The organism is Intrasporangium sp. DVR (assembly GCF_040365325.1).
Lineage (GTDB): Bacteria > Actinomycetota > Actinomycetes > Actinomycetales > Dermatophilaceae > Intrasporangium.
On the sequence record NZ_BAABZW010000001.1, the window covers coordinates 112,036 to 133,422 of the forward strand.

General features: G+C 71.7%; 23 protein-coding genes. 16 read left to right on the top strand and 7 right to left on the bottom strand.

Annotated elements, in window-relative coordinates; all coding sequences use genetic code 11:
- Nucleotides 1–105 precede the first annotated feature (105 nt).
- The gene (locus ABWV20_RS00580; RefSeq protein WP_502901732.1) at nucleotides 106–1,647 is read left to right on the top strand and encodes a DHA2 family efflux MFS transporter permease subunit; all 1,542 of its coding nucleotides are present in this window, start codon (nucleotides 106–108) and stop codon (nucleotides 1,645–1,647) included.
- 71 nt (nucleotides 1,648–1,718) lie between these two features.
- On the opposite strand, the gene ABWV20_RS00585 is transcribed toward ABWV20_RS00580, so the two are convergent.
- Complete coding sequence (locus tag ABWV20_RS00585) at nucleotides 1,719–2,378, bottom strand: hypothetical protein (protein WP_353352805.1); 660 nt, start codon at nucleotides 2,376–2,378, stop codon at nucleotides 1,719–1,721.
- Between the two features lie 17 nt (nucleotides 2,379–2,395).
- On the opposite strand from ABWV20_RS00585, the gene ABWV20_RS00590 reads away from it, so the two are divergent.
- Complete coding sequence (locus tag ABWV20_RS00590) at nucleotides 2,396–2,749, top strand: iron chaperone (protein ID WP_353352806.1); 354 nt, start codon at nucleotides 2,396–2,398, stop codon at nucleotides 2,747–2,749.
- Nucleotides 2,750–3,106: 357 nt separating this feature from the next.
- Here the strand turns inward: ABWV20_RS00590 and ABWV20_RS00595 are convergent, their stop codons facing one another.
- The 5 genes from ABWV20_RS00595 to ABWV20_RS00615 all read right to left on the bottom strand — a co-directional run bounded on the left by ABWV20_RS00595 (nucleotide 3,107) and on the right by ABWV20_RS00615 (nucleotide 8,195).
- Complete coding sequence (locus ABWV20_RS00595) at nucleotides 3,107–3,271, bottom strand: hypothetical protein (protein ID WP_353352807.1); 165 nt, start codon at nucleotides 3,269–3,271, stop codon at nucleotides 3,107–3,109.
- 40 nt (nucleotides 3,272–3,311) lie between these two features.
- Complete coding sequence (locus tag ABWV20_RS00600; protein ID WP_353352808.1) at nucleotides 3,312–4,439, bottom strand: D-alanine--D-alanine ligase family protein; 1,128 nt, start codon at nucleotides 4,437–4,439, stop codon at nucleotides 3,312–3,314.
- Nucleotides 4,436–5,653 carry an alanine racemase gene (alr, locus tag ABWV20_RS00605; RefSeq protein WP_353352809.1) on the bottom strand — a complete coding sequence of 406 codons (1,218 nt, stop codon included), beginning with the start codon at nucleotides 5,651–5,653 and terminating at the stop codon, nucleotides 4,436–4,438. Before alr ends, ABWV20_RS00600 begins: the two co-directional genes overlap by 4 nt.
- A gap of 221 nt (nucleotides 5,654–5,874) precedes the next feature.
- Entirely contained in the window at nucleotides 5,875–6,579 is a 705-nt protein-coding gene (locus ABWV20_RS00610) for a response regulator (RefSeq protein WP_353352810.1), read from the bottom strand.
- Nucleotides 6,576–8,195, bottom strand: coding sequence for a sensor histidine kinase (locus ABWV20_RS00615; RefSeq protein WP_353352811.1), 1,620 nt, complete (start codon nucleotides 8,193–8,195; stop codon nucleotides 6,576–6,578). Before ABWV20_RS00615 ends, ABWV20_RS00610 begins: the two co-directional genes overlap by 4 nt.
- Nucleotides 8,196–8,429: 234 nt before the next feature.
- Between ABWV20_RS00615 and infA the strand changes: the two genes are divergently transcribed.
- From infA to ABWV20_RS00680, 13 genes are all read left to right on the top strand, one after another.
- Nucleotides 8,430–8,651: a translation initiation factor IF-1 gene (gene infA, locus ABWV20_RS00620; protein WP_006946284.1), complete on the top strand. Its 222-nt coding sequence runs from the start codon at nucleotides 8,430–8,432 to the stop codon at nucleotides 8,649–8,651.
- Between the two features lie 124 nt (nucleotides 8,652–8,775).
- Nucleotides 8,776–8,889: a 50S ribosomal protein L36 gene (rpmJ, locus tag ABWV20_RS00625; protein WP_007928044.1), complete on the top strand. Its 114-nt coding sequence runs from the start codon at nucleotides 8,776–8,778 to the stop codon at nucleotides 8,887–8,889.
- A 220-nt stretch (nucleotides 8,890–9,109) separates the two neighbouring features.
- Complete coding sequence (gene rpsM, locus ABWV20_RS00630; protein WP_013493542.1) at nucleotides 9,110–9,484, top strand: 30S ribosomal protein S13; 375 nt, start codon at nucleotides 9,110–9,112, stop codon at nucleotides 9,482–9,484.
- Nucleotides 9,485–9,542: 58 nt separating this feature from the next.
- Nucleotides 9,543–9,938 (top strand): 30S ribosomal protein S11, encoded by a 396-nt coding sequence (gene rpsK / locus ABWV20_RS00635; RefSeq protein ID WP_013493541.1) that lies wholly within the window; start codon nucleotides 9,543–9,545, stop codon nucleotides 9,936–9,938.
- 32 nt (nucleotides 9,939–9,970) lie between these two features.
- Entirely contained in the window at nucleotides 9,971–10,579 is a 609-nt protein-coding gene (gene rpsD / locus ABWV20_RS00640; protein WP_353352812.1) for a 30S ribosomal protein S4, read from the top strand.
- A 196-nt stretch (nucleotides 10,580–10,775) separates the two neighbouring features.
- Complete coding sequence (locus ABWV20_RS00645) at nucleotides 10,776–11,801, top strand: DNA-directed RNA polymerase subunit alpha (RefSeq protein ID WP_353352814.1); 1,026 nt, start codon at nucleotides 10,776–10,778, stop codon at nucleotides 11,799–11,801.
- Between the two features lie 68 nt (nucleotides 11,802–11,869).
- Complete coding sequence (gene rplQ, locus ABWV20_RS00650) at nucleotides 11,870–12,649, top strand: 50S ribosomal protein L17, sunset domain variant (RefSeq protein ID WP_353352815.1); 780 nt, start codon at nucleotides 11,870–11,872, stop codon at nucleotides 12,647–12,649.
- A gap of 235 nt (nucleotides 12,650–12,884) precedes the next feature.
- Nucleotides 12,885–13,853: a serine hydrolase gene (locus tag ABWV20_RS00655; RefSeq protein ID WP_353352816.1), complete on the top strand. Its 969-nt coding sequence runs from the start codon at nucleotides 12,885–12,887 to the stop codon at nucleotides 13,851–13,853.
- A gap of 47 nt (nucleotides 13,854–13,900) precedes the next feature.
- A complete protein-coding gene (truA, locus tag ABWV20_RS00660) occupies nucleotides 13,901–14,761 on the top strand; it encodes a tRNA pseudouridine(38-40) synthase TruA (RefSeq protein WP_353352817.1) in 861 nt (286 codons plus the stop codon).
- A gap of 26 nt (nucleotides 14,762–14,787) precedes the next feature.
- The gene (locus ABWV20_RS00665) at nucleotides 14,788–15,453 is read left to right on the top strand and encodes a hypothetical protein (protein ID WP_353352818.1); all 666 of its coding nucleotides are present in this window, start codon (nucleotides 14,788–14,790) and stop codon (nucleotides 15,451–15,453) included.
- A 2-nt stretch (nucleotides 15,454–15,455) separates the two neighbouring features.
- Nucleotides 15,456–15,665 (top strand): hypothetical protein, encoded by a 210-nt coding sequence (locus tag ABWV20_RS00670; RefSeq protein WP_353352819.1) that lies wholly within the window; start codon nucleotides 15,456–15,458, stop codon nucleotides 15,663–15,665.
- Between the two features lie 15 nt (nucleotides 15,666–15,680).
- Nucleotides 15,681–16,010: a hypothetical protein gene (locus ABWV20_RS00675; protein ID WP_353352820.1), complete on the top strand. Its 330-nt coding sequence runs from the start codon at nucleotides 15,681–15,683 to the stop codon at nucleotides 16,008–16,010.
- 130 nt (nucleotides 16,011–16,140) lie between these two features.
- A complete protein-coding gene (locus ABWV20_RS00680; RefSeq protein WP_353353183.1) occupies nucleotides 16,141–17,823 on the top strand; it encodes an ABC-F family ATP-binding cassette domain-containing protein in 1,683 nt (560 codons plus the stop codon).
- Between the two features lie 10 nt (nucleotides 17,824–17,833).
- On the opposite strand, the gene ABWV20_RS00685 is transcribed toward ABWV20_RS00680, so the two are convergent.
- Nucleotides 17,834–20,104, bottom strand: coding sequence for a cell wall-binding repeat-containing protein (locus tag ABWV20_RS00685; RefSeq protein WP_353352821.1), 2,271 nt, complete (start codon nucleotides 20,102–20,104; stop codon nucleotides 17,834–17,836).
- Nucleotides 20,105–20,222: 118 nt separating this feature from the next.
- On the opposite strand from ABWV20_RS00685, the gene ABWV20_RS00690 reads away from it, so the two are divergent.
- The gene (locus tag ABWV20_RS00690; RefSeq protein ID WP_353352822.1) at nucleotides 20,223–21,287 is read left to right on the top strand and encodes a nitronate monooxygenase; all 1,065 of its coding nucleotides are present in this window, start codon (nucleotides 20,223–20,225) and stop codon (nucleotides 21,285–21,287) included.
- Nucleotides 21,288–21,387: the final 100 nt, after the last annotated feature.

The following is a 21,387-nucleotide window of genomic DNA, read 5'->3' on the forward strand; positions in this document are numbered from 1 at the left end:
CCCGCGGGGTCGCCGCGCGCCGGTCTCAGGATTCCCACAGGTTCGCGAGAGACTGTGGGCTCCGAGCGCCGGGGTGGTCCGGGCGCCCGGGGGAGTGGGGAACGAATGACGACCGAGAGACATGCCGCCCAGGCGAGCCGGATGGACGACGAACCGGCCGGCCCCGTGACCCCGCTCGCCCCGGGGGGTCCGCAGGGGGAGGCGCCCAGCCCCTGGCCCGCGCTGTGGGCGATGGTGCTCGGCTTCTTCATGATCCTCGTCGACTCGACGATCGTGTCGGTCGCGACCCCGGCGATCATGGTGGCCTTCGATGCGGACGTCAACGGGGTCGTGTGGGTCACCAGCGCCTACCTGCTCGCCTACGCCGTGCCCCTGCTCATCACCGGCCGCCTCGGTGACCGCTACGGACCGAAACGCCTGTACCTCATCGGGCTCACGGTGTTCACGCTGGCGTCGCTGTGGTGCGGGCTGACCGCGACGATCGGCGCCCTCATCGTGGCCCGGGTGGTGCAGGGGCTCGGCGCCTCGATGCTCACTCCCCAGACGATGGCCGTCATCACCCGCACCTTCCCGGCCGCCTCCCGTGGGCAGGCGATGGCGCTCTGGGGCGCGACCGCGGGCGTCGCCATGCTCGTCGGACCGATCCTGGGCGGCCTGCTCACCGACGGTCCCGGCTGGGAGTGGATCTTCTTCGTCAACGTCCCGGTCGGCATCCTCGGGCTCGTCCTCGCCATCCGGCTCGTGCCCCGCCTCGAGACCCACACCCACAGCTTCGACTGGCTCGGCGTGGTGCTGTCCGCCGTGGGGATGTTCCTCATCGTCTTCGCCATCCAGGAGGGCGAGACCTACGACTGGGGGACCATCGCTGGGCCCATCTCCATCCCCGCGCTGATCATCGTCGGCCTGCTCGTCATCGGGGTCTTCCTCTGGTGGCAGAGCCGCAACTCGCGCGAGCCGCTGCTGCCCCTCGGACTCTTCCGCGACCGCAACTTCTCGCTCGCCAACGCGGGCATCTCCGCCGTCGGCTGCTCCATCACGGCGATGGCCTTCCCGCTGATGCTCTACGCCCAGGGAGTGCGGGGCCTGTCCCCGACCGGGGCCGCGCTGCTGCTCGCCCCGATGGCGGTCATCTCCGGTGGTCTCGCCCCGGTCGCCGGTCGGCTGACCGACCGGCTTCACCCTCGGAGCCTGACGAGCTTCGGGGTCGTGACGACGGCGGGGGCGCTGTTCTGGCTGTCCGCCGTGATGCGCCCTGACACCGAGACGTGGCAGCTGTTGCTCCCCATGGCCCTGATGGGGGTCGGCAGCCCGTTCCTCTGGGCCCCGTTGTCCGCGACCGCCACCCGCAACCTGCCGATGGCCGCGGCGGGCGCCGGGTCCGGCGTCTACAACACGACCCGTCAGGTCGGCGCCGTCCTCGGCAGCGCGGCCATCGCCGTGCTCATGCAAGCGCGGCTCGCCACGAACCTTCCCGGCATCCCCAGCGACGGGGCGGCCATCCGCCACGGCGGCGGCACGATGCCCCCGGCGATCGCCGACGGGTTCGCGGCCGCGATGGCGGAGTCGATGGTCCTGCCGGCCGCCGTTCTGCTGGCCGGCGTCGTGGCCGTCCTCTTCTTCGAGCGCCCGAGGCACCAGACCGCCTGAGCGGCCACCGACCTGCCGAGGGCGCCGTATGCCGCTGAGCCGGCTCAGCGGCATACGGCTCGGTGCTGCTCCTACCGCCCGAGCAGGCCCGCCTGCCCGCCGAGGTGGACGAGGAGGCGGTCTGCGACCACGCGGGCGTTGCGCTGGAGGACGGCGAGGGGGACGCGGGGGAGGTTCTCCTCCCAGTCGATCAGGGGCGAGCCGCGGAACTGGAGCGCCCGCGACGGACGGCCCATGAAGAACAGGTGGGCGTGGGCTCCGCCGTCGCCCCACTTGGCCAGCTGGAACCGGCCGACGGACGGCAGCTGCTCGATGGCGTCGCCCACGGCCACGATGAGCTGGCCCATCTCGGCAGCCAGTTCGCTCGGCAGGCTGGGCACGTCATGGTGCTCGAGCGGGCTCAGCGTGAGCGCGATCGGCAGACCCGTCGGGACAGCGAGACGCAGTCTCCACCGGTCGTTGCACCACACGAGCGCGGCGTCGTCCTCCGCAGCCGGCTGCACGCACCAGCACTCGCTCGCGTCCTCGCCGCGCCTCGGCGGCTCCTCGTCCGCCAGGGGTTGGAGTGGCTTGAGCCGGAGGCTGTCGATCTCGTAGGGGTAGATGTCCCAGCCGGGCATCTCCTCGACGGCGACCGGGAGGCGGCCCTCCGCATCTGTCGCCGCACGGATCCGCGCGTAGAACTCCTCGATGGTCTCCGGTTGGTCTGACTCTGTCGCGTCGTAGGTCACGGTGCGATTATGGGCCGATGGGCACCGTGACCGACTACCTGGCTGCGACCGGCGACGACCGGCGGCGAAGCGCGCTGAGCCGGGTCATCGACATCGCGCGTGACCTGGTCCCGGACGCGGACGAGGGAATGAGCTACGGCATGCCCGCCCTGCGCCACCGCGGCAAACCGCTCATCGCGGTCGTCTCGGCGGCCAGACACCTGTCGCTGTTCCCGTTCAGCAGCGCGGTCGTCGAGGCGGTCGCCGGGGACCTGGACGGGTTCTCCCTCTCCAAGGGGACGATCCGCTTCGACGTCGACCGCCCCGTGCCCGAGCCGGTCGTCGAGCGCATCGTCCGGCTGCGGGTCGCGGAGATCGAGGGCCTCCGCTAGCTCCCGGGGCGCCGAGCTGACATACCTCGCTCCCCAGGCGCAGTTCCACTCGCTCACCGCCGCCGTTGCGCCTCCGCCGACCTGGAAGGACGTCGGCTCGGAAGCTCTCGGGTCGTGACGGACGCGGTCCTTCGGGTAGCGGGGAGGGACGTCGGGTGAGCGCTTCGTCGCGCTGTACTCGACGACGTAGTCGTCGTAGGTCATGGACGGGATCTGGTCGCCGCCCGCGGGTTGGTCACCGGCCACCGAAGCGTCGTGTGACGTGCACGCCACCGAGGACCCGACCAAGGTCAGGACGACGGCGAGGAGAGGGAGCTTCGTCAACGGGACCACGCGCATGCTGTGTTCGCTTTCGTGTCAGGCGGCCGAGGGCCCGTAGTCGGTCTGGGTCGTCTGGTAGACGCCCGAGGAGCTGTAGGTCCGCACGCCGAAGCCCATGTCGTCGAACGGGCCGCTCAGGCAGGTGCCCTCGCTCCAGGCGACGCCCTGGACGTAGAGCTCGATGTTCGAGTACCCGGTCATGGTGCGCTTCGTGGAGTACGTGACCCACGAGCCGTTGCAGTCAACGCTGCCGGTCGGGCGCCGCGCTACGTGGAACATCCTGAATGTCCGATCCATCCCCATGGTGGTGGGCGGCGCCTCGCGCGCCGACGTGGAAGGGACCGCGGCCCAGCAGGTCGGGCAGTGGGAAGGGATTGTCGTGAGCAGTGGCGAGGATGGTCGCGACGAGCCGCTGGTAGGAGAGCCCCGCCGTCGCCCACATCCGCGGAAACTGCGAGTGCTCGGTGAACCCCGGGAACGTGTTGACCTCGTTCAGGACCGGGCCGGTGTCCGTGACGAAGAAGTCCACACGGGCCAGGCCCCGGCAACCCAAGGCCCGGAACGCCGCGAGGGCGAGCTCCTCCAGCGCCCGTGTGGTCTCCGGCGCGAGGGGAGCAGGGATCGTGAAGCCCGTCACGGCGCTCGCGTACTTGGCCGTCTCGTTGAAGAACGGCTCGCGCGGGTCACTGTCGATGAGCAGGGTCGGCCCGCAGCGAAGGCTCCCGTCGGGTTGCTCGAGCACCGGGACGTCGACCTCCAGGCCGACGACTTCCGGCTCGATGAGGATGGCGCCGCCGGCGGCTGCGGCGCGCGCCGCTTCGAGCGCAGCGCGCAGCGAGTCCGGGTCGGGCACGCGGCTGACGCCGATGCTCGACCCGCCCTGGACCGGCTTCACGAAGACCGGGAAACGGACGCCCGCGTGCGCCAGCTCGCGCAGGAGCGCGCCACGGTCGACCTTGCTCGCGATGCTCTGCTGCACCCTCGGCGCGTCGACCCGGAGCCCGGCTGCCACGGGAACGCCCGCGCGGCCGACGACCGCCTTGGTGAGCTCCTTGTCGAGGCAGAGGGCGCTGGCCCGCACGCCGCTTCCGACATAGGGCAGGCCGAGCATCTCGAGCAGGCCCTGGACCGTGCCGTCCTCGCCGTGCACTCCGTGGAGAGCCGGAACCACGACGTCGCAGGTCAGCAGGGCTGTGATGACGGCGGCGCGACCGGTGGCACCGGGTGAGTGCCATTCCCCGGTGCGGTCGATCAGGATGGGAAGCGGCTCGTGACCCAGCTGCTCGAGCGCCTCGATGATGCACCGCGCGCCCGCGAGTGACACCTCGTGCTCCGTGCTCGTACCGCCGTGGATGACCGCGACTCTCATGCCACCGCTCCTGCGTGGTTGACGTCGGACAGCCGCGAGGGAGCGGGCTCCGCGACGTGCCTTCGCGTCACGCGACTGCCGATCCCCGTGTAGATCTCGTGCTCGGTGGTGCCGGCCCACCGCGCCCAGTCCCGTGCCGTCGGTTCTCCGCGTTCTCCGCGTTCTCCGCGTTTTCCGCGTTCGCCGCTGCCGAAGAGGACGACCTCGTCGCCGACGGCCACGGGCTCGGGTCCGACGTCGATGACGATCTGGTCCATCGACACCCATCCGAGGAGCGGCGCGCGGCGGCCGCGGACCCAGACCTGCGCCCGGCCCGTGGCGGCTCGGGGGACGCCGTCCGCATAGCCGACGGGGACGAGAGCCACATGGGTGTCGTGGACGGTTCGGTGCAGGTGGTCGTAGCCGACGCCGCGACCCGCAGCGAGGTGGCGGACCTGCACGACGCGGGACCGGAACGTCATGGCGGGACGGAGGCCGTCGCCGATTCCGTAGAGGCCGGCACCCACCCGGACCAGGTCATGCCGCGTCAGGGCCGGGTTGGCTTGGACCGCAGCGGTGTTCGCGAGGTGTACGACGTCCGGCCGGAGGCCGGCGCCGCGTGCCAGGTCGAGTCCGATCCGGAACATGAGCAGCTGGCGGTGCGTGGCGATGGCTCCGGGCTGGCCGCCGTGCGACAGGTGGGACCAGATCCCGACGACCCGCACTGACCCGGCACGTTCGAGATCGGCCGCGGCGCGGACCAGGCGGCTCCAGTCCTCTCCGGGGCACCCGCTACGGTGCATGCCGGTGTCGAGCTTGAGGTGGACGCGAACCGGGCGCGGGGTGGCCGGTCGCCCGAGCGCGGCGAGGTCGATCGGGCTGCTCACCGCGAGGTCCACGTCGTGTCGGATCGCGACGTCGGCGAGCCGGCCGTCATGGAGCCAGGCGAGGACCGGCGCGTCGATGCCGGCGCGCCGGAGGGCCACGGCCTCGGCGACTCGGGTGACGCCGAGCCAGTCCGCCCCCGCCATGAGGCACGTGCGGGCGACGGGCACGGCTCCGTGGCCGAACGCGTCGGCCTTGACGACGGCCATGACCGGAGCGCCGGCCTGAGAGCGCAGGGTGCGCACGTTGTCCGCGATCGCCGTGTGGTCGATGACTGCTTCTGCGAGGCCGTCACCGAGGTCAAGGTCGAAATCGCTTTCCCCAGATGGGATTTCGAGTGTGGAGGTCACGTCGTCGACGCTAGGGGAGCACTGCGGTGAGGCACATCGGCCTGTGGGTCCATTCGCGCGTCCTCCCACGGGAGGAGCCACCCCGCCCCGGCCCACGCATCCCCGCAACACACCCGGTTACCTGCAACACACCGGGAACGGGAGCCGGTGTGTTGCAGTCAACCGGGTGTGTTGCGGGGGAAAGGGGCGGCGGGGGAAGCGGCGGGGCGGCGGGCAGGGGGTCAGGGGGCCGGGGAGATCGCGCCGGTCTGGTAGGCGAGCACGACGAGCGCCACCCGGTCACGGACCCCGGTCTTGGCCAGGATGTGGCCCACGTGCGTCTTGACCGTCGTCTCGGAGACGAACAGCGCCTCGGCGATCTCGGAGTTGGTCAGGCCCTGGGCGATCGCCAGCCACACCTCCCGCTCCCGGTCCGTCAGCGTGGCCGTCCGGTCGATGAGGGCCTGCGGAGCCGCCACGCCGCGTACATACGTCTCGACGAGGCGCTTCGTCGTGGAGGGTGCGATCACCGCGTCGCCCGCGTGGACCGTCCGGATCGCCGCGAGCAGGTCCTCGGGAGGTGCGTCCTTGAGCAAGAAGCCGGATGCCCCGGCCCGCAGCGCGGTGAAGGCGTACTCGTCCAGGTCGAAGGTGGTCAGGACGAGGACCTTGGTCGAGCAGTGGCGCGCGACGACCTGCTTCGTCGCCTCGATCCCGTCGAGGCGAGGCATCCGCACATCCATGAGGATGACGTCGACCTCCGGGGCGACCGCTCCCTCGCCACCAGGTGCTCCGGGGTGCGCGGCCTCGAGCCGATCGAGCGTCTCGATGCAGTCGACCCCGTCGACGCACTCCGCGACGACGGCGAGGTCGGGCTGGGACCTGACCAGCATGGCGAAGCCGGCCCGGACCAGTGCCTGGTCGTCGACGATCATGACGCGGATCACGCGTCGTCCCCACGAGGCAGGGTGGCCAGGACGCGGAAGCCGCCGCGCGCATCCGGTCCGGTGACGAGGTGCCCGCCGACCATCTCGACCCGCTCGGACATGCCTCTCAGGCCGTGACCGCGCGTCGGGGCCCCGGAGACCCCTGGCCCGTCGTCGACGACGTCCACGACGACGCGGCGCGGCTCGACCGTCAGGGTGACCCAGGCGGTCGGGTCGTCCCCGGCGTGCTTCATCACGTTGGTCAGTGCCTCCTGGACCGTGCGGTAGGCCGTCAGCCCGACGGCGTCGGCCTCCGCCGACTCGGACAGGTCGCCGTGGACGGTGAGGCGGATGTCGCGCCCGGTGTCGACGAGGGTCTGCACGAGAGCGGGCACGTCGCCCAGACCCGGCTGCGGCCCCTCGGGGACCGGTGCGGTGTCGTCCCGCAGCACGCTGAGCAGCCGGCGCATCTCGGCGAGCGACGCCCGGCCCGTCGAGGCGATCGTCGCGAGCGCCGTCGTCGCTGCAGCGGGGTCGCTCGCGGCCGCGAACCGGGCGCCGTCGGCCTGGACGATCATGACGGAGAGCCCGTGGGCGACGATGTCGTGCATCTCCCGGGCGATGCGGTGACGGTCGGCGAGCGCCTCCACCTGGCCGCGGGCAGCCTGCTCCGCCTCGTGGTGGGCGGCGGCCTCGGCGGCGTGCGCCTCCGACTGCCGCTGGAGTGCCCGGCGTTCCCGGGCAGCACGGACCTGGTCGGCCACGGCCCAGGTGAGCACGACGACGCCGGAGCTGTTGAAGAGGAAGATCGCCACCCGGTCGCTGACGAACATCTCCAGCGGGGGGAGGTAGAAGCCGTAGCGGACGAAGAGCAGCACGACGGCGAGGCCGAGTGCGCCCAGGGACGCCGTCAGGGCCCAGAGGCCACTGCGCCGGTCGGTCCAGAGGGTGACCCCGAAGAGCGCGATGAGCGCCATGACCACGGTCGGCAGGCCGAGCAGGACGCCGCCGCCGTAGAGCAGGAAGGCCAGCGCGCCACAGGCGATGAACGTCTCTCGGGGGAACCGTGGCAGGAAGGCGAGCAGGGCCGCCCCCAGCGCGACGCCGACGAAGCCGAGGGCCGCCGGCTGCTCGTTGACGTTGACCCACCAGGCGCCGATGCCGAGGAGCCCGGCAACGGTGATGGAGACGAGGAAGTAGAAGAAGCCGATCATCGCTCCGACGCGGTCGACGAGGGGCCCGGTGGGAGGCGCCGCGTCACTGGCCGGGCGGGCCCGGTGCCGCAGGCGGGTCGCGACGACGACGGCCGCTGCGCCGGCCAGGCCGAAGAGAGCGGCGAGCACCATCCGCCGGCCGGCCCCCGAGACGCAGGCGGCGTCGACCTCTGCCTGGTTGAGCGGGACCTCGCCGCCGAGGTAGCCGCCCCGCGCGAAGAGGGTGACGTCGTAGGCCGAGCCACAGAAGAGGGGCCCCGGGTCGAACCGGCCCGAGGGGTACTCGCGGGCGAGGTCGACGTGGACGTCCGAGGTCGCGGCCAGCACGGCCGCGAGCGCACAGGCGAGCCCCACGGCCGCGACGACGAGCCAGTGCACCGGCCGCCTCGGCACCGCGGGAGCGGGGGACGGCTGGGAGGTCACGGAGGCACGCTACCGAGCACAGCGGCATACGTGATCCTCCCGTGGAAGGATTGTTGCCGTATGCCGCTGAGCTCGCTCCCGACGGGTGTTCCCTCCGCGCCCGCCGGGGTCCGGGTCGATTTCTCCTTCGCGCCCGGGTGGCGTAATCTTGATCCTTGGGTGTCGTGCGCCTGCACGCCATTCATTCATGTGCCGACCCAGCCTGGGCCGGCCGCCAACAGATTGACGGAGGACATGGCCAAGAAGGACGGTGTCATCGAGATCGAGGGCACGATCGTCGAGGCTCTCCCGAACGCAATGTTCCGGGTCGAGCTGACCAACGGTCACAAAGTGCTCGCACACATCTCGGGCAAGATGCGCCAGCACTACATCCGGATCCTCCCCGAGGACCGGGTCGTGGTGGAGCTCTCGCCCTATGACCTGACCCGCGGTCGGATCGTCTTCCGTTACCGCTGAGCGCCCGGGCCCGCGAGGGCACGCGCACGAAGCACCCAACTCCCGATTATCCAACAGCACCTGACGGTGGCGGCCCTCGCATGGGTCGGTGGCGGCAGGAGCGCGATCTGAAGACAGCAGGCAGATGAAGGTTCAGCCGAGCGTCAAGAAGATCTGCGACAAGTGCAAGGTGATTCGCCGCAACGGGCGGGTCATGGTGATCTGCGACAACCTGCGCCACAAGCAGCGCCAGGGCTGAGCAGCGATCCGAACCCTGCAGTGTCGTCGAGCTTCGACCGCACGCACACATATGAACAGCAGCACCCGGCCCCTGATGACCGACCGTCGCGTCGGCGCAGGACGTCACCCCCGGCACGGAGGCCGGGGACCGGAGTCCGCCCGTTCTGAAGGACGGACACGAAACCGGACCGGTGACTGCACCAGACCTCCGCGAAACAGAAATCAGGAGAACCACCAACATGGCTCGTCTTGTTGGAGTTGACCTTCCGCGCGACAAGCGCGTCGAGGTCGCACTGACCTACATCTTCGGTGTGGGTCGCACCCGTAGCAAGGAGGCGCTGGCAGCCACCGGCGTCAGCCCCGACACCCGCGTCAAGGACCTCGGCGACGCCGAGCTCGTTGCGCTTCGTGACTTCCTCGAGGGCAACTACCGCCTCGAGGGTGACCTGCGCCGTGAGGTTCAGTCCGACATCCGCCGCAAGGTCGAGATCGGCTCCTACGAAGGCCTTCGTCACCGTCGCGGTCTCCCCGTGCGCGGACAGCGCACGAAGACCAACGCGCGCACCCGCAAGGGCCCGAAGCGCACCGTGGCCGGCAAGAAGAAGGCCAAGTGACCCTGATCGGTTCGCCGGTCGGGTCCTCATCGACTTCAAGTTCTGACGTAGGAGAAACATGCCTCCCAAGGCTCGTGTGACGAAGGTTCGTCGCAAGGAAAAGAAGAACGTCGCCCACGGGCACGCTCACATCAAGAGCACGTTCAACAACACGATCATCTCGATCACGGACCCCACCGGCGCCGTGATCGCCTGGGCCTCCGCCGGCCAGGTCGGCTTCAAGGGCTCCCGCAAGTCGACCCCGTACGCCGCCCAGATGGCCGCCGAGGCCGCTGCGCGTCGTGCCATGGAGCACGGCATGCGCAAGGTCGACGTCTTCGTCAAGGGCCCGGGCTCGGGTCGCGAGACGGCGATCCGTTCCCTCACCGCTGCTGGGCTCGAGGTCGGCGCGATCAGCGACGTCACCCCCACGCCGCACAACGGTGTCCGCCCGCCCAAGCGCCGTCGCGTCTGATCCGGCCCGAGCTGAGAAAGAGAAGATAAACCATGGCTCGTTACACCGGCCCGATCACCAAGAAGTCCCGTCGCCTCAAGACCGACCTCGTCGGCGGCGACAAGAACTTCGAGCTCCGTCCCTTCCCGCCCGGCCAGCACGGCCGTCGCCGGATCCAGGAGAAGGAGTACCTCACCCAGCTGCAGGAGAAGCAGAAGGCCCGCTTCGCCTACGGCGTCATGGAGAAGCAGTTCGTCCGGTACTACCAGGAGGCGGCCCGCCGCCCTGGCAAGACCGGTGAGAACCTGCTGACGATCCTCGAGTCGCGTCTCGACAACGTCGTCTACCGCGCGGGCCTGGCCCGCACGCGTCGGCACGCCCGTCAGCTCGTCTCGCACGGTCACTTCGAGGTCAACGGCGTGCGCGTCGACGTCCCCTCGTACCGCGTCGAGCAGTACGACGTCATCACGGTCCGCAAGCAGTCCGTCGAGACCTTCCCGTTCGAGCTGGCCCGCCAGACGTTCGGTGAGCGCACGCCCCCGGCGTGGATGCACGTGTCCGAGGGCTCGCTGCAGATCCTCATCCACCAGCTCCCGGTGCGCGCACAGATCGACGTGCCGCTCACCGAGCAGCTGATCGTCGAGCTGTACTCCAAGAACTGACCCCTCGGGAGCTCACGGCCCTGGCGGCCTGGGCCCCCGAGAACCCCCCGAAGGACCCGCGCGGCAGGTTTCGGCTCGTCGCGCGGGCACCTCGGGGCCAGTGAGGCTCACAGACAGAGGTGGGTCGCACATCCGGGCCTGGTCCCGGACGTCACGCGGCGTCATATAGCGGTCGCCCGTGGGAAGGAAATGAACAGTGCTCATCGCACAGCGTCCCGTGCTCTCCGAGGAAGTCGTCGCGGACAACCGCAGCCGCTTCACCATCGAGCCGCTCGAGCCCGGCTTCGGCTACACGCTCGGCAACAGCCTCCGTCGCACCCTGCTCTCGAGCATCCCCGGTGCGGCCGTCACGAGCATCCGCATCGACGGCGTGCTCCACGAGTTCTCCACCGTGCCTGGTGTCAAGGAGGACGTCACCGAGATGATCCTCAACATCAAGGGCCTCGTCGTCTCCTCCGAGCACGACGAGCCGGTCGTCATGTACCTGCGCAAGCAGGGCCCCGGGGTCGTCACCGCTGGTGACATCACGCCGCCGGCGGGCGTCGAGGTGCACAACCCCGACCTGGCGATCGCGACGCTCAACGACAAGGGCAAGCTCGAGATGGAGCTGACCGTCGAGCGCGGTCGTGGCTACGTCTCGGCGCAGCAGAACAAGTCCGGCGACCAGGAGATCGGCCGTATCCCGGTCGACTCGATCTACTCGCCGGTCCTCGCCGTCACCTACAAGGTCGAGGCGACCCGTGTCGAGCAGCGCACCGACTTCGACCGGCTCATCGTCGACGTCGAGACGAAGAACTCGATGACGCCGCGGGATGCCATGGCCTCCTCCGGCAAGACTCTCGTCGAGCTCTTCGGGCTCGCGCGCGAGCTCAACGTCGAGGCCGAGGGCATCGACATGGGCCCGTCCCCGACGGACGCCGCGCTCGCCGCCGACCTCGCCCTGCCGATCGAGGACCTCGACCTGACGGTTCGGTCCTACAACTGCCTCAAGCGCGAGGGCATCCACACCGTGGGTGAGCTCGTCGGCCGCAGCGAGGCCGACCTGCTCGACATCCGCAACTTCGGGGCGAAGTCGATCGACGAGGTCAAGGCCAAGCTCGTCGGCATGGGCCTGGCCCTCAAGGACAGCCCCCCCGGGTTCGACCCGTCGGCCCTGGTCGATGGCTACGGTGACGACGACTACAACGACGACGAGTCCTTCGTCGAGGACGAGCAGCTCTGACCAACCGCTTGACCTCGCCTCCGGGGAACTCCCGAGCGGCCTGGTCAGATCCCTTCTAGGAGAACACAATGCCCACCCCCACCAAGGGCCCCCGCGTCGGCGGCGGTCCCGCTCACGAGCGGCTGATCCTCGCCAACCTCGCGACGTCGCTCTTCGAGCACGACCGCATCACGACGACGGAGGCCAAGGCCAAGCGCCTCCGCCCGCTCGCCGAGCGGCTCATCACCTTCGCCAAGCGCGGCGACCTCTCCGCACGCCGCCGTGTCCTCACGGTCGTGCGGGACAAGGGTGTCGTCCACCGCCTGTTCGCCGAGATCGCGCCGGACATGGCCCAGCGCGAGGGCGGCTACACCCGCGTCACCAAGATCGGTGCGCGCAAGGGAGACAACGCCCCCATGGTCGTCGTCGAGCTCGTCCGCGAGCCGCTCTCGGCCAAGAAGGCGACCGTCAAGGAGGCCGAGGCTGCGACGAAGCGCGCCGCCAAGCAGGCCGAGTCCAAGAAGGCTGCCGCCAAGACCAAGGCCGCCGAGGACGCTGAGAAGTCCGAGGACCTGACCCTGACCGAGGCCTCCGCCGACGTCGAGGCGACGGACGGCCCCGCGACCGAGGCCGCTGCGGTGGTCGACGCCGAGGCCGACGCTCCCGCCGTCGACCTGCCCGCCGGTGCAGCCCCGGCCAACGAGGACGGCTCCGCCCCTGAGGGTTACACCGTCAAGGGCAACGCCGACTCGGGCCTCTACCACGAGCCGGACGGCCAGTGGTACGACCAGACGATCGCCGAGTTCTGGTTCAAGTCCGCCGAGGACGCCGAGGCCGCCGGCTTCAAGAAGGCCGGCTCCGGCAGCTGACCCCAGCCCTCATCGAAAGAGCAGTTCGCGACACAGGCCGTGTCGCGAACTGCTCCTTTTCGTGGGGCACGTGTCGCGAAGTGCTCTTTCGATTGTCGGGGGTGGGGGTCGCGAAGTGCTCTTTCGACTGCGAGGGAGGCGGTGTGGTGTCGCGAAGTGCTCTTTCGATCAGCAATGGTGGGCGCGTCGATGACGGGCTGCCGTCCGCCGTCATGGGGTGCGACACAATGACCGCGTGCACCTCATCGTCAAGCGTGGGCGCGGGCCGGCTCGGACCGAACGCCCAGCGGTGGCCGACCCGGCCCTCTCGCGCCGGAGTGCCCTCCTCCTGCTGCCCGCCGGGCTCCTGGCGCTCGCGACGGCAACGGTGGCCGAGCGCGTGACCGGCGAGGTCGGCGCGGCGGCCAGGCGGGCCTTCGACACGGCGGGCTCGCTCGCCCGCAGCCTCGTCCCCACGCCGTCGGCTCGCGTCGACACGGCGGGGCGGGCCCGGCTCTCCAGGGCCGTGGTCGCGGCCATGGGCGGTCGCTCCACGGTCATCGGCGTCAGCGTGCTCGACCGCCGCACCGGAGTGTGGTGGCACTACCGTGGCGACGAGACGGTCCGGTCGGGCAGCGTCTCCAAGGTGCTCATCGTGGCCGCTGCGCTGCGCAAGGCCCGGGCTGAGCAGGGCCGCCTCACGACCGCGCAGCGCGAGCAGGCTCGACTCGCCATCACCCGCAGCGACAACGCGTCGGCCGACGCGCTCTACACCTGGATCGGGGGGCACGCGGCGGTCGCCGAGCTGGCCCTGGCGCTGGGCATGGTCACGACCGCAGCAGCCCCCTCGGTCGAGCAGTGGGGACTGACCCGCACGACGCCCAACGACCTCGTCCGCCTCATGGAGCGGCTCAGCTCCGGGAGCCCGGCGACCCACCCGGACGACGACGCTGTCCTGCTGAGCCTCATGGCGCAGGTCGTCGACGGGCAGCGCTGGGGAGTCGGGACCGTCCGCACGGCCGCCGTGGACGTCCACGTCAAGAACGGCTGGATGCGGGTCGACGACCCCTGGGTCATCAACAGCGTCGGCGATGTGCGTGGCGGCGGACGGGACTACGCGATGGCGCTGATGCAGCGGGCCCAGCCCGACCAGGACAGCGGGATCGCCCGAGCGAGTCGGATCGGCCGGGCTGTCTTCGGCGCGCTCGAGGCTCCACTCCGATGACGGTCCGGCTCCGATGACGGTCCGGCTCCGATGACGGTCCGGCTCCGATGACGGTCCGGCTCCGGCTGGACCTGGCCTACGACGGGACCGGCTTCTCCGGGTGGGCCGCCCAACCATCCCTGCGCACGGTGGAGGGCGAGCTGAGCGCGGCCCTGGCCACGGTGCTCAGGGCGGCGACCCCGGTCAGCCTCACCGTTGCGGGACGCACCGACGCTGGCGTCCACGCGCGCGGCCAGGTGGTCCACGTCGACGTGGAGCCCGGGGCCCTCGCCTCGCTGCCCGGGCGGTCGGACCGGACTCCGGAAGAGGCGCTCCGGAACCGGCTCGGCGGCCTCCTGCCCTCCGACGTCGTCGTCCACCGAGTGCACCGCGCACCGCCCGGCTTCGATGCCCGGTTCTCGGCGCTCGAGCGCCGTTACCTCTACCGGCTCGCCGATGCCGACGCCCCGCGGGACCCCCTTCGGCGCCACGACACGGTCTGGTGGCCCCGGTCGCTCGACGCCGCCCAGATGGACGAGGCGGCGCACGGGCTCCTCGGCCTCGAGGACTTCGCCGCGTTCTGCAAGCGCCGCGAGGGGGCGACGACGGTCCGCACCCTGCTCGAGTACCGCTGGGCGCGCCTGGACGACGGGGTGCTCGCCGCCACCGTCCGGGCCGATGCCTTCTGCCACTCGATGGTCCGCTCGCTCGTCGGCGCGCTGGTGGCCGTGGGGGAGGGCCGGCGGCCGACGTCCTGGCCGGCGCAGCTGCTGCACCGCTCGGCGCGTGCGTCGGAGGTGCGGGTGATGCCCGCCCATGGGCTGAGCCTCGAGGCCGTGACCTACCCGCCCGACTCCGAGCTGGAGAGCCGCGCCGAGGCGGCTCGGGCCCGACGTGAGCGGCCCCGCGCGGGGGACGTGGACGGCTGACGAGGCCGCTGTGGTTTGATCTGGCCATGCTCAGCCGACCCGTCCGTGTGCCCCGGCCGAGCCTGAGGGGCCCCGCGGTCTGGCTGGTGGGCGCAGTGCTGCTGACGGGATGCTCCGCCGACGCTCGGACGCCCGCGGAGGCGGCGTCGGGCAGCGCCCGGTCGCAAGCCTCGACCACGGCCCGCGCCACAGGATCGGCCTCGTCCTCCGGCTCCACTGCGACATCGACCGGACCGGTCGATGCTGCAGACGCCATCGCCGGGCGGGCCGGCACCTACACCGTCCTGCCCCCGGACGGTTGGGGTGAGGCCACCGACGAGGTCGGCGCCGTTTCCGGCATCGACCTCGTGCTCATGTCGTCGCGGCCGGTTGACGGCTTCAACACCAACCTCGTCGTCCACGTCGCCGAGGGCGACGCCGCGTCGCTCGAGGCGGAGCTCGAGCGGGGCCGCGAGGAGCTGGCCGACCAGGGACGAGCCGTGTCCGGGGCGCCGGACATCACCGTCGCAGGCGTCCCGGCGACCGGGTTCACGACGTCTGTCACCCAGCAGGGCATCGAGGTCGTCGCCCGGTCCTACGGTCTGCACCGCGGCGGCCGGGTCTACGTGCTCACGGTGAGCGCGGCGACGTCCGCGACCGCGCAGGCGGACGCCGACTTCACCGAGATCCTCGAGAGCTGGACCTGGACGTAGTGGTGCCCCGACGCTCGCTCACCGCACGGGCCGGTCGGCTCGGACTCGCTGTCATCCTCGGTGCGGCCCTGGCCGGCTGTGCCGGCGCTGCACCGTCGGACTCGCCACCGACCGGCCTGCCCGCCGTCCAGCTGAGCGACGAGCGGGTGCGCGGCCAGGACTACGCCTACAGCATCCCGACGGACTGGGCCCAGGTGCACCCCCATGCCTAGCCGCAGCCCGACTCGATGATCGCGCCCCGCGACTCGGCGCTGCCCTACTACATCGCGGTGGACCGCGTCTTCGATGTCGGGTCCCGCAGCCTCGACGAGGTCGTCGCCCAGCTCGAGGGCGGCTTCTCGGGAGAAGGGACGCTCACCGCCCGTCCCGCCCGGCAGGTCGCCGGCTTCACCGCCGCCGGTGTCCTCGTCGACGTCCCACCGCGGACCCGACACGCCTACGCCATCAGCATCTACGCGGAGCGGGCCTTCCCGATCCGCGTCACCTACCACCCCGACCACGAGCGCGAGGCGCTCGCTGCGTTCGCCGCGGTGCTCGACTCCTGGACGTGGGGATGACCGCCGGCCACCGCCCGGGGTCGGTCCACCGCGCGCACGCCGATTCGCCCACCGTCGCGGAGCCCGGAAGGGCACCCGGTTTCGATAACCGCATGACCGGGCCCAGCGGCATACGTCAGTCTTGACGCTTGTGGGACACGTCGACGTCAACTCGGTCACCTTCACCCTGCCGGACGGCAGGGTGCTCCTTCGCGACGTCTCGCTCCGGGTCGGCGAAGGCGCCAAGGTCGCGCTCATCGGGCCCAACGGCACCGGCAAGACGACCCTGACGCGGATCATCGCCGGCGACCTCGACCCGCACGAGGGCGCGGTGACCCGGTCGGGCGGACTCGGGGTGATGCGGCAGTTCATCGGCAAGGTCCGCGACGAGTCGGCGGTGCGCGACCTGCTCGTCTCCGTCGCACCCGAGCGCATCCGCGCCGCCGCCGCCGAGATCGACCGCACCGAGCTGTTGATGATGGAGCGGGACTCCGAGGCGGACCAGCTCGCCTACGCCCACGCCCTCGTCGAGTGGGGGGAGGCCGGCGGCTACGAGCAGGAGACGGTGTGGGACCAGTGCACGATGGCGGCGCTGGGCCTGCCCTACGAGCGCGCCCAGTGGCGACAGGTCACGACCCTCTCGGGAGGTGAGCAGAAGCGGCTCGTCCTCGAGGCCCTGCTCCGCGGTCCCGAGGAGGTGCTCCTGCTCGACGAGCCGGACAACTACCTCGACGTGCCGACCAAGCGGTGGCTCGAGGAGGCCGTCGTCGCCTCGCCCAAGACCGTGCTCTTCATCAGCCACGACCGCGAGCTGCTCGACCGGGTGGCCACCCGCGTCGCCACCCTCGAGCCCGGCGCCGTCGGTGCGACCCTCTGGGTGCACCCGGGGCGTTTCGCGACCTACGCGCAGGCTCGCCTCGACCGCAACTCGAGGCTCGAGGAGCTGCGCCGTCGCTGGGACGAGGAGCACGCCAAGCTCAAGGCCCTCGTGCTCATGTACAAGCAGAAGGCCGCCTACAACGACGGGCTCGCCTCGCGCTACCAGGCGGCGCAGACCCGCTTGGCGAAGTTCGTCGAGGCCGGCCCGCCGGAGGCGATCCCGCTGACCCAGAACGTCCGGATGCGCCTGACCGGGGGGCGCACCGCGAAGCGTGCCATCGTCGCGACGGGCCTCGAGCTGACCGGCTTGATGAGGCCCTTCGACCTCGAGGTCTGGTACGGCGAGCGGGTCGCGGTCCTCGGCTCGAACGGCTCTGGCAAGTCGCACTTCCTGCGCCTGCTCGCCTCCGGCGGCACCGACCCCGAGCGGGAGCACCAGCCCGTCGGGGACGTGCGGCCGGCGCCCGTCGAGCACACCGGGGTCGTCCGGCTCGGCTCACGCGTCCGCCCGGGCTGGTTCGCCCAGACCCACGACCACCCGACCCTCCTTGGCCGCACGCTGCTCGAGATCCTCCACCGCGGCGACGAGCACCGGGCCGGCAAGCCACGCGAGGAGGCCGCCCGCGCCCTCGACCGCTACGGCCTCGCCCGCGCCGGTGAGCAGCGGTTCGAGTCGCTGTCCGGTGGGCAGCAGGCCCGCTTCCAGATCCTCCTGCTCGAGCTGTCCGGCGCGACCCTGCTGCTCCTCGACGAGCCGACCGACAACCTCGACCTCCAGTCCGCGGAGGCGCTCGAGGAGGGGCTGGCCCAGTTCGAGGGGACGGTCGTCGCCGTGACCCACGACCGATGGTTCGCGCGGGGCTTCGACCGCTACCTCGTCTTCGGCGAGGACGGGCGGGTCTACGAGTCGGCCGAGCCGGTGTGGGACGAGGGGCGAGTCCTCCGGCCCCGGTGAGCGCGCGGCCTCAGCTGGACATGGCCTCGAGAATGGCCAGGCGCACGTTCTCGCTGATCGTGTCCGTCCCGCCCAGCACGAAGGCTCGCGTGGGGTTGAGCCGTCGGAGCGTGTCCCCCGTCGGTGCGGGCAGGGACCCGGCGCGGGTCAGCAGGAGCGGGACCCGGTCCCGGCCGGCTGCCGCGGCGCCGGCGAGGGCGTCGGGGAACGTCTCGCCGGAGGCGACGTAGACGCTCGCGGCGGAGCTGTACTCGGCGGCGACGCGCGCGGCGGTGGCGTAGCGGTCACCCCCGGCGTAGCGACTGACGACGCCCGAGGTGGCCAGGCTCTGCAGCTGCGCCAGGACCGCGTCGGACACCGCGGCCTGCCCGCCGACGACGACGATGCGGCTCGGAGCGAGCCGGCGCAGGGCCTCGGCCGTCGACCCGGGCAACGACGCCGCCCTGGTGAGGACGATGGGCACACGGTCGCGCCCGGCGATGGCCGCACCCGACAGCGCGTCGGGGAACGTCTCGCCCGAGGCGACGTAGGCGACCGCCGGTCCGCTCGGGTAGTACCCCGCCAGCTCGGCCGCCGTGGCATAGCGGTCCGTCCCGGACACCCGCTGCAGGTCGCCCGTCGTGGTCAGCGCCGCCAGGCTGGCGGCGACCGGCTCCGAGACGCTGACGGCGCCACCGAGGACGACGACGCGGGCCGGTTGCAGACGGATGATGGCGTCGCGAGTCGACGTCGGCAGGGACGTCGGGCGCGTCAGCAGCAGGGGCGCCCGGTTGTAGGCCGCGCGGGCCGCGCCGGCCAGCGCATCCGGGAAGGTGAGGCCCGACGCGACGTAGACGACCTCGACGCCGGGCGAGTAGCGCGCCGCAGCGACGGCCGCGGCGGTGGCGTAGCGGTCCGCTCCGGCGAGCCGGGTCGCCGTGACGGTGGGCGCGATTCCGAAGTAGGTCGAGGACAGGCCGGTGCTGTAGGTCGGCCACGGCCGGGCCGCCCGCAGGTCGTTCCCGGTCGCGTCGACGTACGTGTAGGCGCCGGTCGAGGTCACGCCCTCGACGCGGACGCTGACGATGCGACCGCCCCACGAGCCGAAGCCGTCGCGCTTCGTGACCTGGAGACGGTCCACGCGGTGGATGCGGAAGTACGACTCCAGCGCGGTCACCGGCAGCAGCCCGGTCCAGCGGTGCCTCGCGTTGATCGACACGTCGTCGTAGGGGTCCGACTTCGCCGTGAGGTAGGGGTGGTCGGGTGAGCCCGGCGCGATGTAGCCGCCGTTGGAGGAGGAGAACATCGTCGTCGCCAGTCGGGTGACACCGTCGCTGAAGCGGAACATCAGCACGACGTCGTCGGTCGCCTGGACGGCGTCGTCCGTGCTGGCGTACTCGTACCACGTGATCGTCCCGTCGCTGTTGCGCCGGCCCAGGCCGCGGTACACCTGGCATGCCGTCGTGTCGCACGTGTCGTACCAGGACGTCGCGCCGGACCGCCGCGAGGCATAGGTGCGGGCGGCCACGGACTGGGAACGCAGCGCCTGCGCGGCCCAGGACGGGGGCATCTCGGCCGGGACGACGCTGCGCAGGTAGGACTGCATCGAGACGTCGTTGGCCGTTCCGACGGTGCTCGGCGCGCGCCAGACGGCGATGAGGGACCCGCGGTAGACGCGGCGCTCGCCGGGCAGGAGCACGTCGACGGTGCCGGCCGAGGTCGAGAAGCGGACCGGGCAGATCCTGCCGCTGCGGTAGCTCGACCAGGCCGAGCCGTCGAACGCATCGAGCGAGCAGGTGTTCGTCGTCGCACCCGTGGCGCGGACCCGCCACTGCGTCGGTGCCGTCGGCAGGGCCTCCTTGGTGCCGCCGATCGTCACGGAGAGGCCCGAGCGGGCCGGGACGGTGAGGACCCCGTCGTCGTCGACGGTGATCCCGACGCGGAGCGAAGCCAGCGCTTCGAGGGATCGCACGGTGCCCGGGTAGTAGAACTCGAGGATCTCGCCATAGGTCAGGCCCGCGAGAGCGGCGCCGTGGGCGCCGTACTGCGACATCCCGATCCCGTGGCCGAAGCCGCCGCCGGTGATGTCGTAGGTGCCGTCCGACGGTCGCGGGTAGACCTCCGCGCCCGGCAGCGGCGCGGGGAGTGAGGCGGCGCTCGTGACGCCGGCGGTGCCGGTGGCCGTGGCGGTGGCCGTGGCGGTGCCCGGGGACAGGGCCGCCAGCGTGGCGGCGACCACGGCGGTGAGGCCGGTGCGGAGCGCGCTGGTGAGACGTCGGCTGGCGGCGTTGGGAGTGTCCACGATGGCCTCGCTTCCGGTTCTTTCCGCCAGTGTGTGACCGCTCGGCGCCGCGGACAAGGACCAACGACCTGCACATGCGGCGGCGCCGCGCTCGCCGGTCAAGGAGTAGCGTCGAGCCATGGTGATCAGCTCGCTGGCCGTTCCCTTCGTCGGGGCGCCCATGGCGGGCGGCCCGTCCACCCCGGAGCTCGCTGCGGCGGTGTCGGAGGCCGGCGGCCTGGGCTTCCTCGCGGGCGGCTACCTGCCGACGCCCCAGCTGGCCCGGCAGATCGCGGACGTGTGGGACACCTCGTCGCGACCCTTCGGGGTCAACCTCTTCGTCCCCGAGAGCGCCAACACCTTCACGACGTCGTATGCCGCTGGGCTCGCCCCGCTCACCGGTGACCTCCGTGCCCAGGCCGTTTCCCGGTACCGCGAGAGCCTGCTGCCCGAGGCCGAGCGGCTCGGGGTCGAGCTGCCGGAGGCCGTGGCGGGTGACACCGACGACTGGGACCGCAAGCTCGACCTCGTCGTCCGAGAGAAGGTGCCGGTCGTGTCCTTCACCTTCGGGCTGCCCGGGCCGGCCGTCCTCGTCGAGCTGCGCCGGGCCGGGATCGAGGCGGTGGTGACGGTCAGCGACGTCGAGGAGGCGGAGGCCGCGATCGAGGCCGGCGTCGACGTCCTCGTCGTCCAGGGGCCGGAGGCCGGCGGTCATCGCGGCACTCTCGACCCGGTCAAGGAGCCGTCGACCGAGGACCTCGCGGAGCTCGTCGCGGCGGTGCGTGAGGGCAGCACCGTGCCGATCGTCGCTGCGGGCGGGATCGCGACGCGGGCGCGGGCGCGCCAGCTCCTGGACGCGGGCGCCACGGCGGTCCAGGTCGGCACCGCCCTGCTGCGCACGCCGGAGGCCGGCACCTCCCTCGCCTACCGTCGCGCCCTTGCCGACCCCAGCCTGACCCGGACGGTCGTGACGCGCGCCTGGTCGGGACGTCTGGCCCGGGCTCTGGAGACCGACTTCGTGCGGGAACGAGACGGCTTGGCGCCAGCTGCCTATCCCGAGGTGCACCACCTGACGAGCCCGATCCGCAGGGCGTCCGCGGCCGCGGACGACCACCGGTGCCTGGCGCTCTGGGCCGGCACCGGCTGGCGCGAGGCGGGCGACGTGCCGGCCGCCGTGGTCGTCGGGCGGATCGTCGGCGACTGACCCCCGGCGAGTCGGCGGCACGCACTGCACACTCGACGAGGTGTGGTGCCCCAGCGAATCGGCCCGTGTCGAGTGTGCAGGATGGGCACCTGCACCCCCG

Excerpts from the sequence above, each read along its gene's own strand:
- rpmJ (WP_007928044.1), top strand. The coding sequence starts at position 8,776 with ATGAAGGTTCAGCCGAGCGTCAAGAAGATCTGCGACAAGTGCAAGGTG.
- rpsD (WP_353352812.1), top strand. The coding sequence starts at position 9,971 with ATGGCTCGTTACACCGGCCCGATCACCAAGAAGTCCCGTCGCCTCAAG.
- rpsM (WP_013493542.1), top strand. The coding sequence starts at position 9,110 with ATGGCTCGTCTTGTTGGAGTTGACCTTCCGCGCGACAAGCGCGTCGAG.
- infA (WP_006946284.1), top strand. The coding sequence starts at position 8,430 with ATGGCCAAGAAGGACGGTGTCATCGAGATCGAGGGCACGATCGTCGAG.
- rpsK (WP_013493541.1), top strand. The coding sequence starts at position 9,543 with ATGCCTCCCAAGGCTCGTGTGACGAAGGTTCGTCGCAAGGAAAAGAAG.
- rplQ (WP_353352815.1), top strand. The coding sequence starts at position 11,870 with ATGCCCACCCCCACCAAGGGCCCCCGCGTCGGCGGCGGTCCCGCTCAC.
- ABWV20_RS00580 (WP_502901732.1), top strand. The coding sequence starts at position 106 with ATGACGACCGAGAGACATGCCGCCCAGGCGAGCCGGATGGACGACGAA.
- ABWV20_RS00600 (WP_353352808.1), bottom strand. The coding sequence starts at position 4,439 with ATGAGAGTCGCGGTCATCCACGGCGGTACGAGCACGGAGCACGAGGTG.
- truA (WP_353352817.1), top strand. The coding sequence starts at position 13,901 with ATGACGGTCCGGCTCCGGCTGGACCTGGCCTACGACGGGACCGGCTTC.
- ABWV20_RS00675 (WP_353352820.1), top strand. The coding sequence starts at position 15,681 with ATGATCGCGCCCCGCGACTCGGCGCTGCCCTACTACATCGCGGTGGAC.
- ABWV20_RS00590 (WP_353352806.1), top strand. The coding sequence starts at position 2,396 with ATGGGCACCGTGACCGACTACCTGGCTGCGACCGGCGACGACCGGCGG.
- ABWV20_RS00665 (WP_353352818.1), top strand. The coding sequence starts at position 14,788 with ATGCTCAGCCGACCCGTCCGTGTGCCCCGGCCGAGCCTGAGGGGCCCC.
- ABWV20_RS00595 (WP_353352807.1), bottom strand. The coding sequence starts at position 3,271 with ATGACCGGGTACTCGAACATCGAGCTCTACGTCCAGGGCGTCGCCTGG.
- ABWV20_RS00690 (WP_353352822.1), top strand. The coding sequence starts at position 20,223 with ATGGTGATCAGCTCGCTGGCCGTTCCCTTCGTCGGGGCGCCCATGGCG.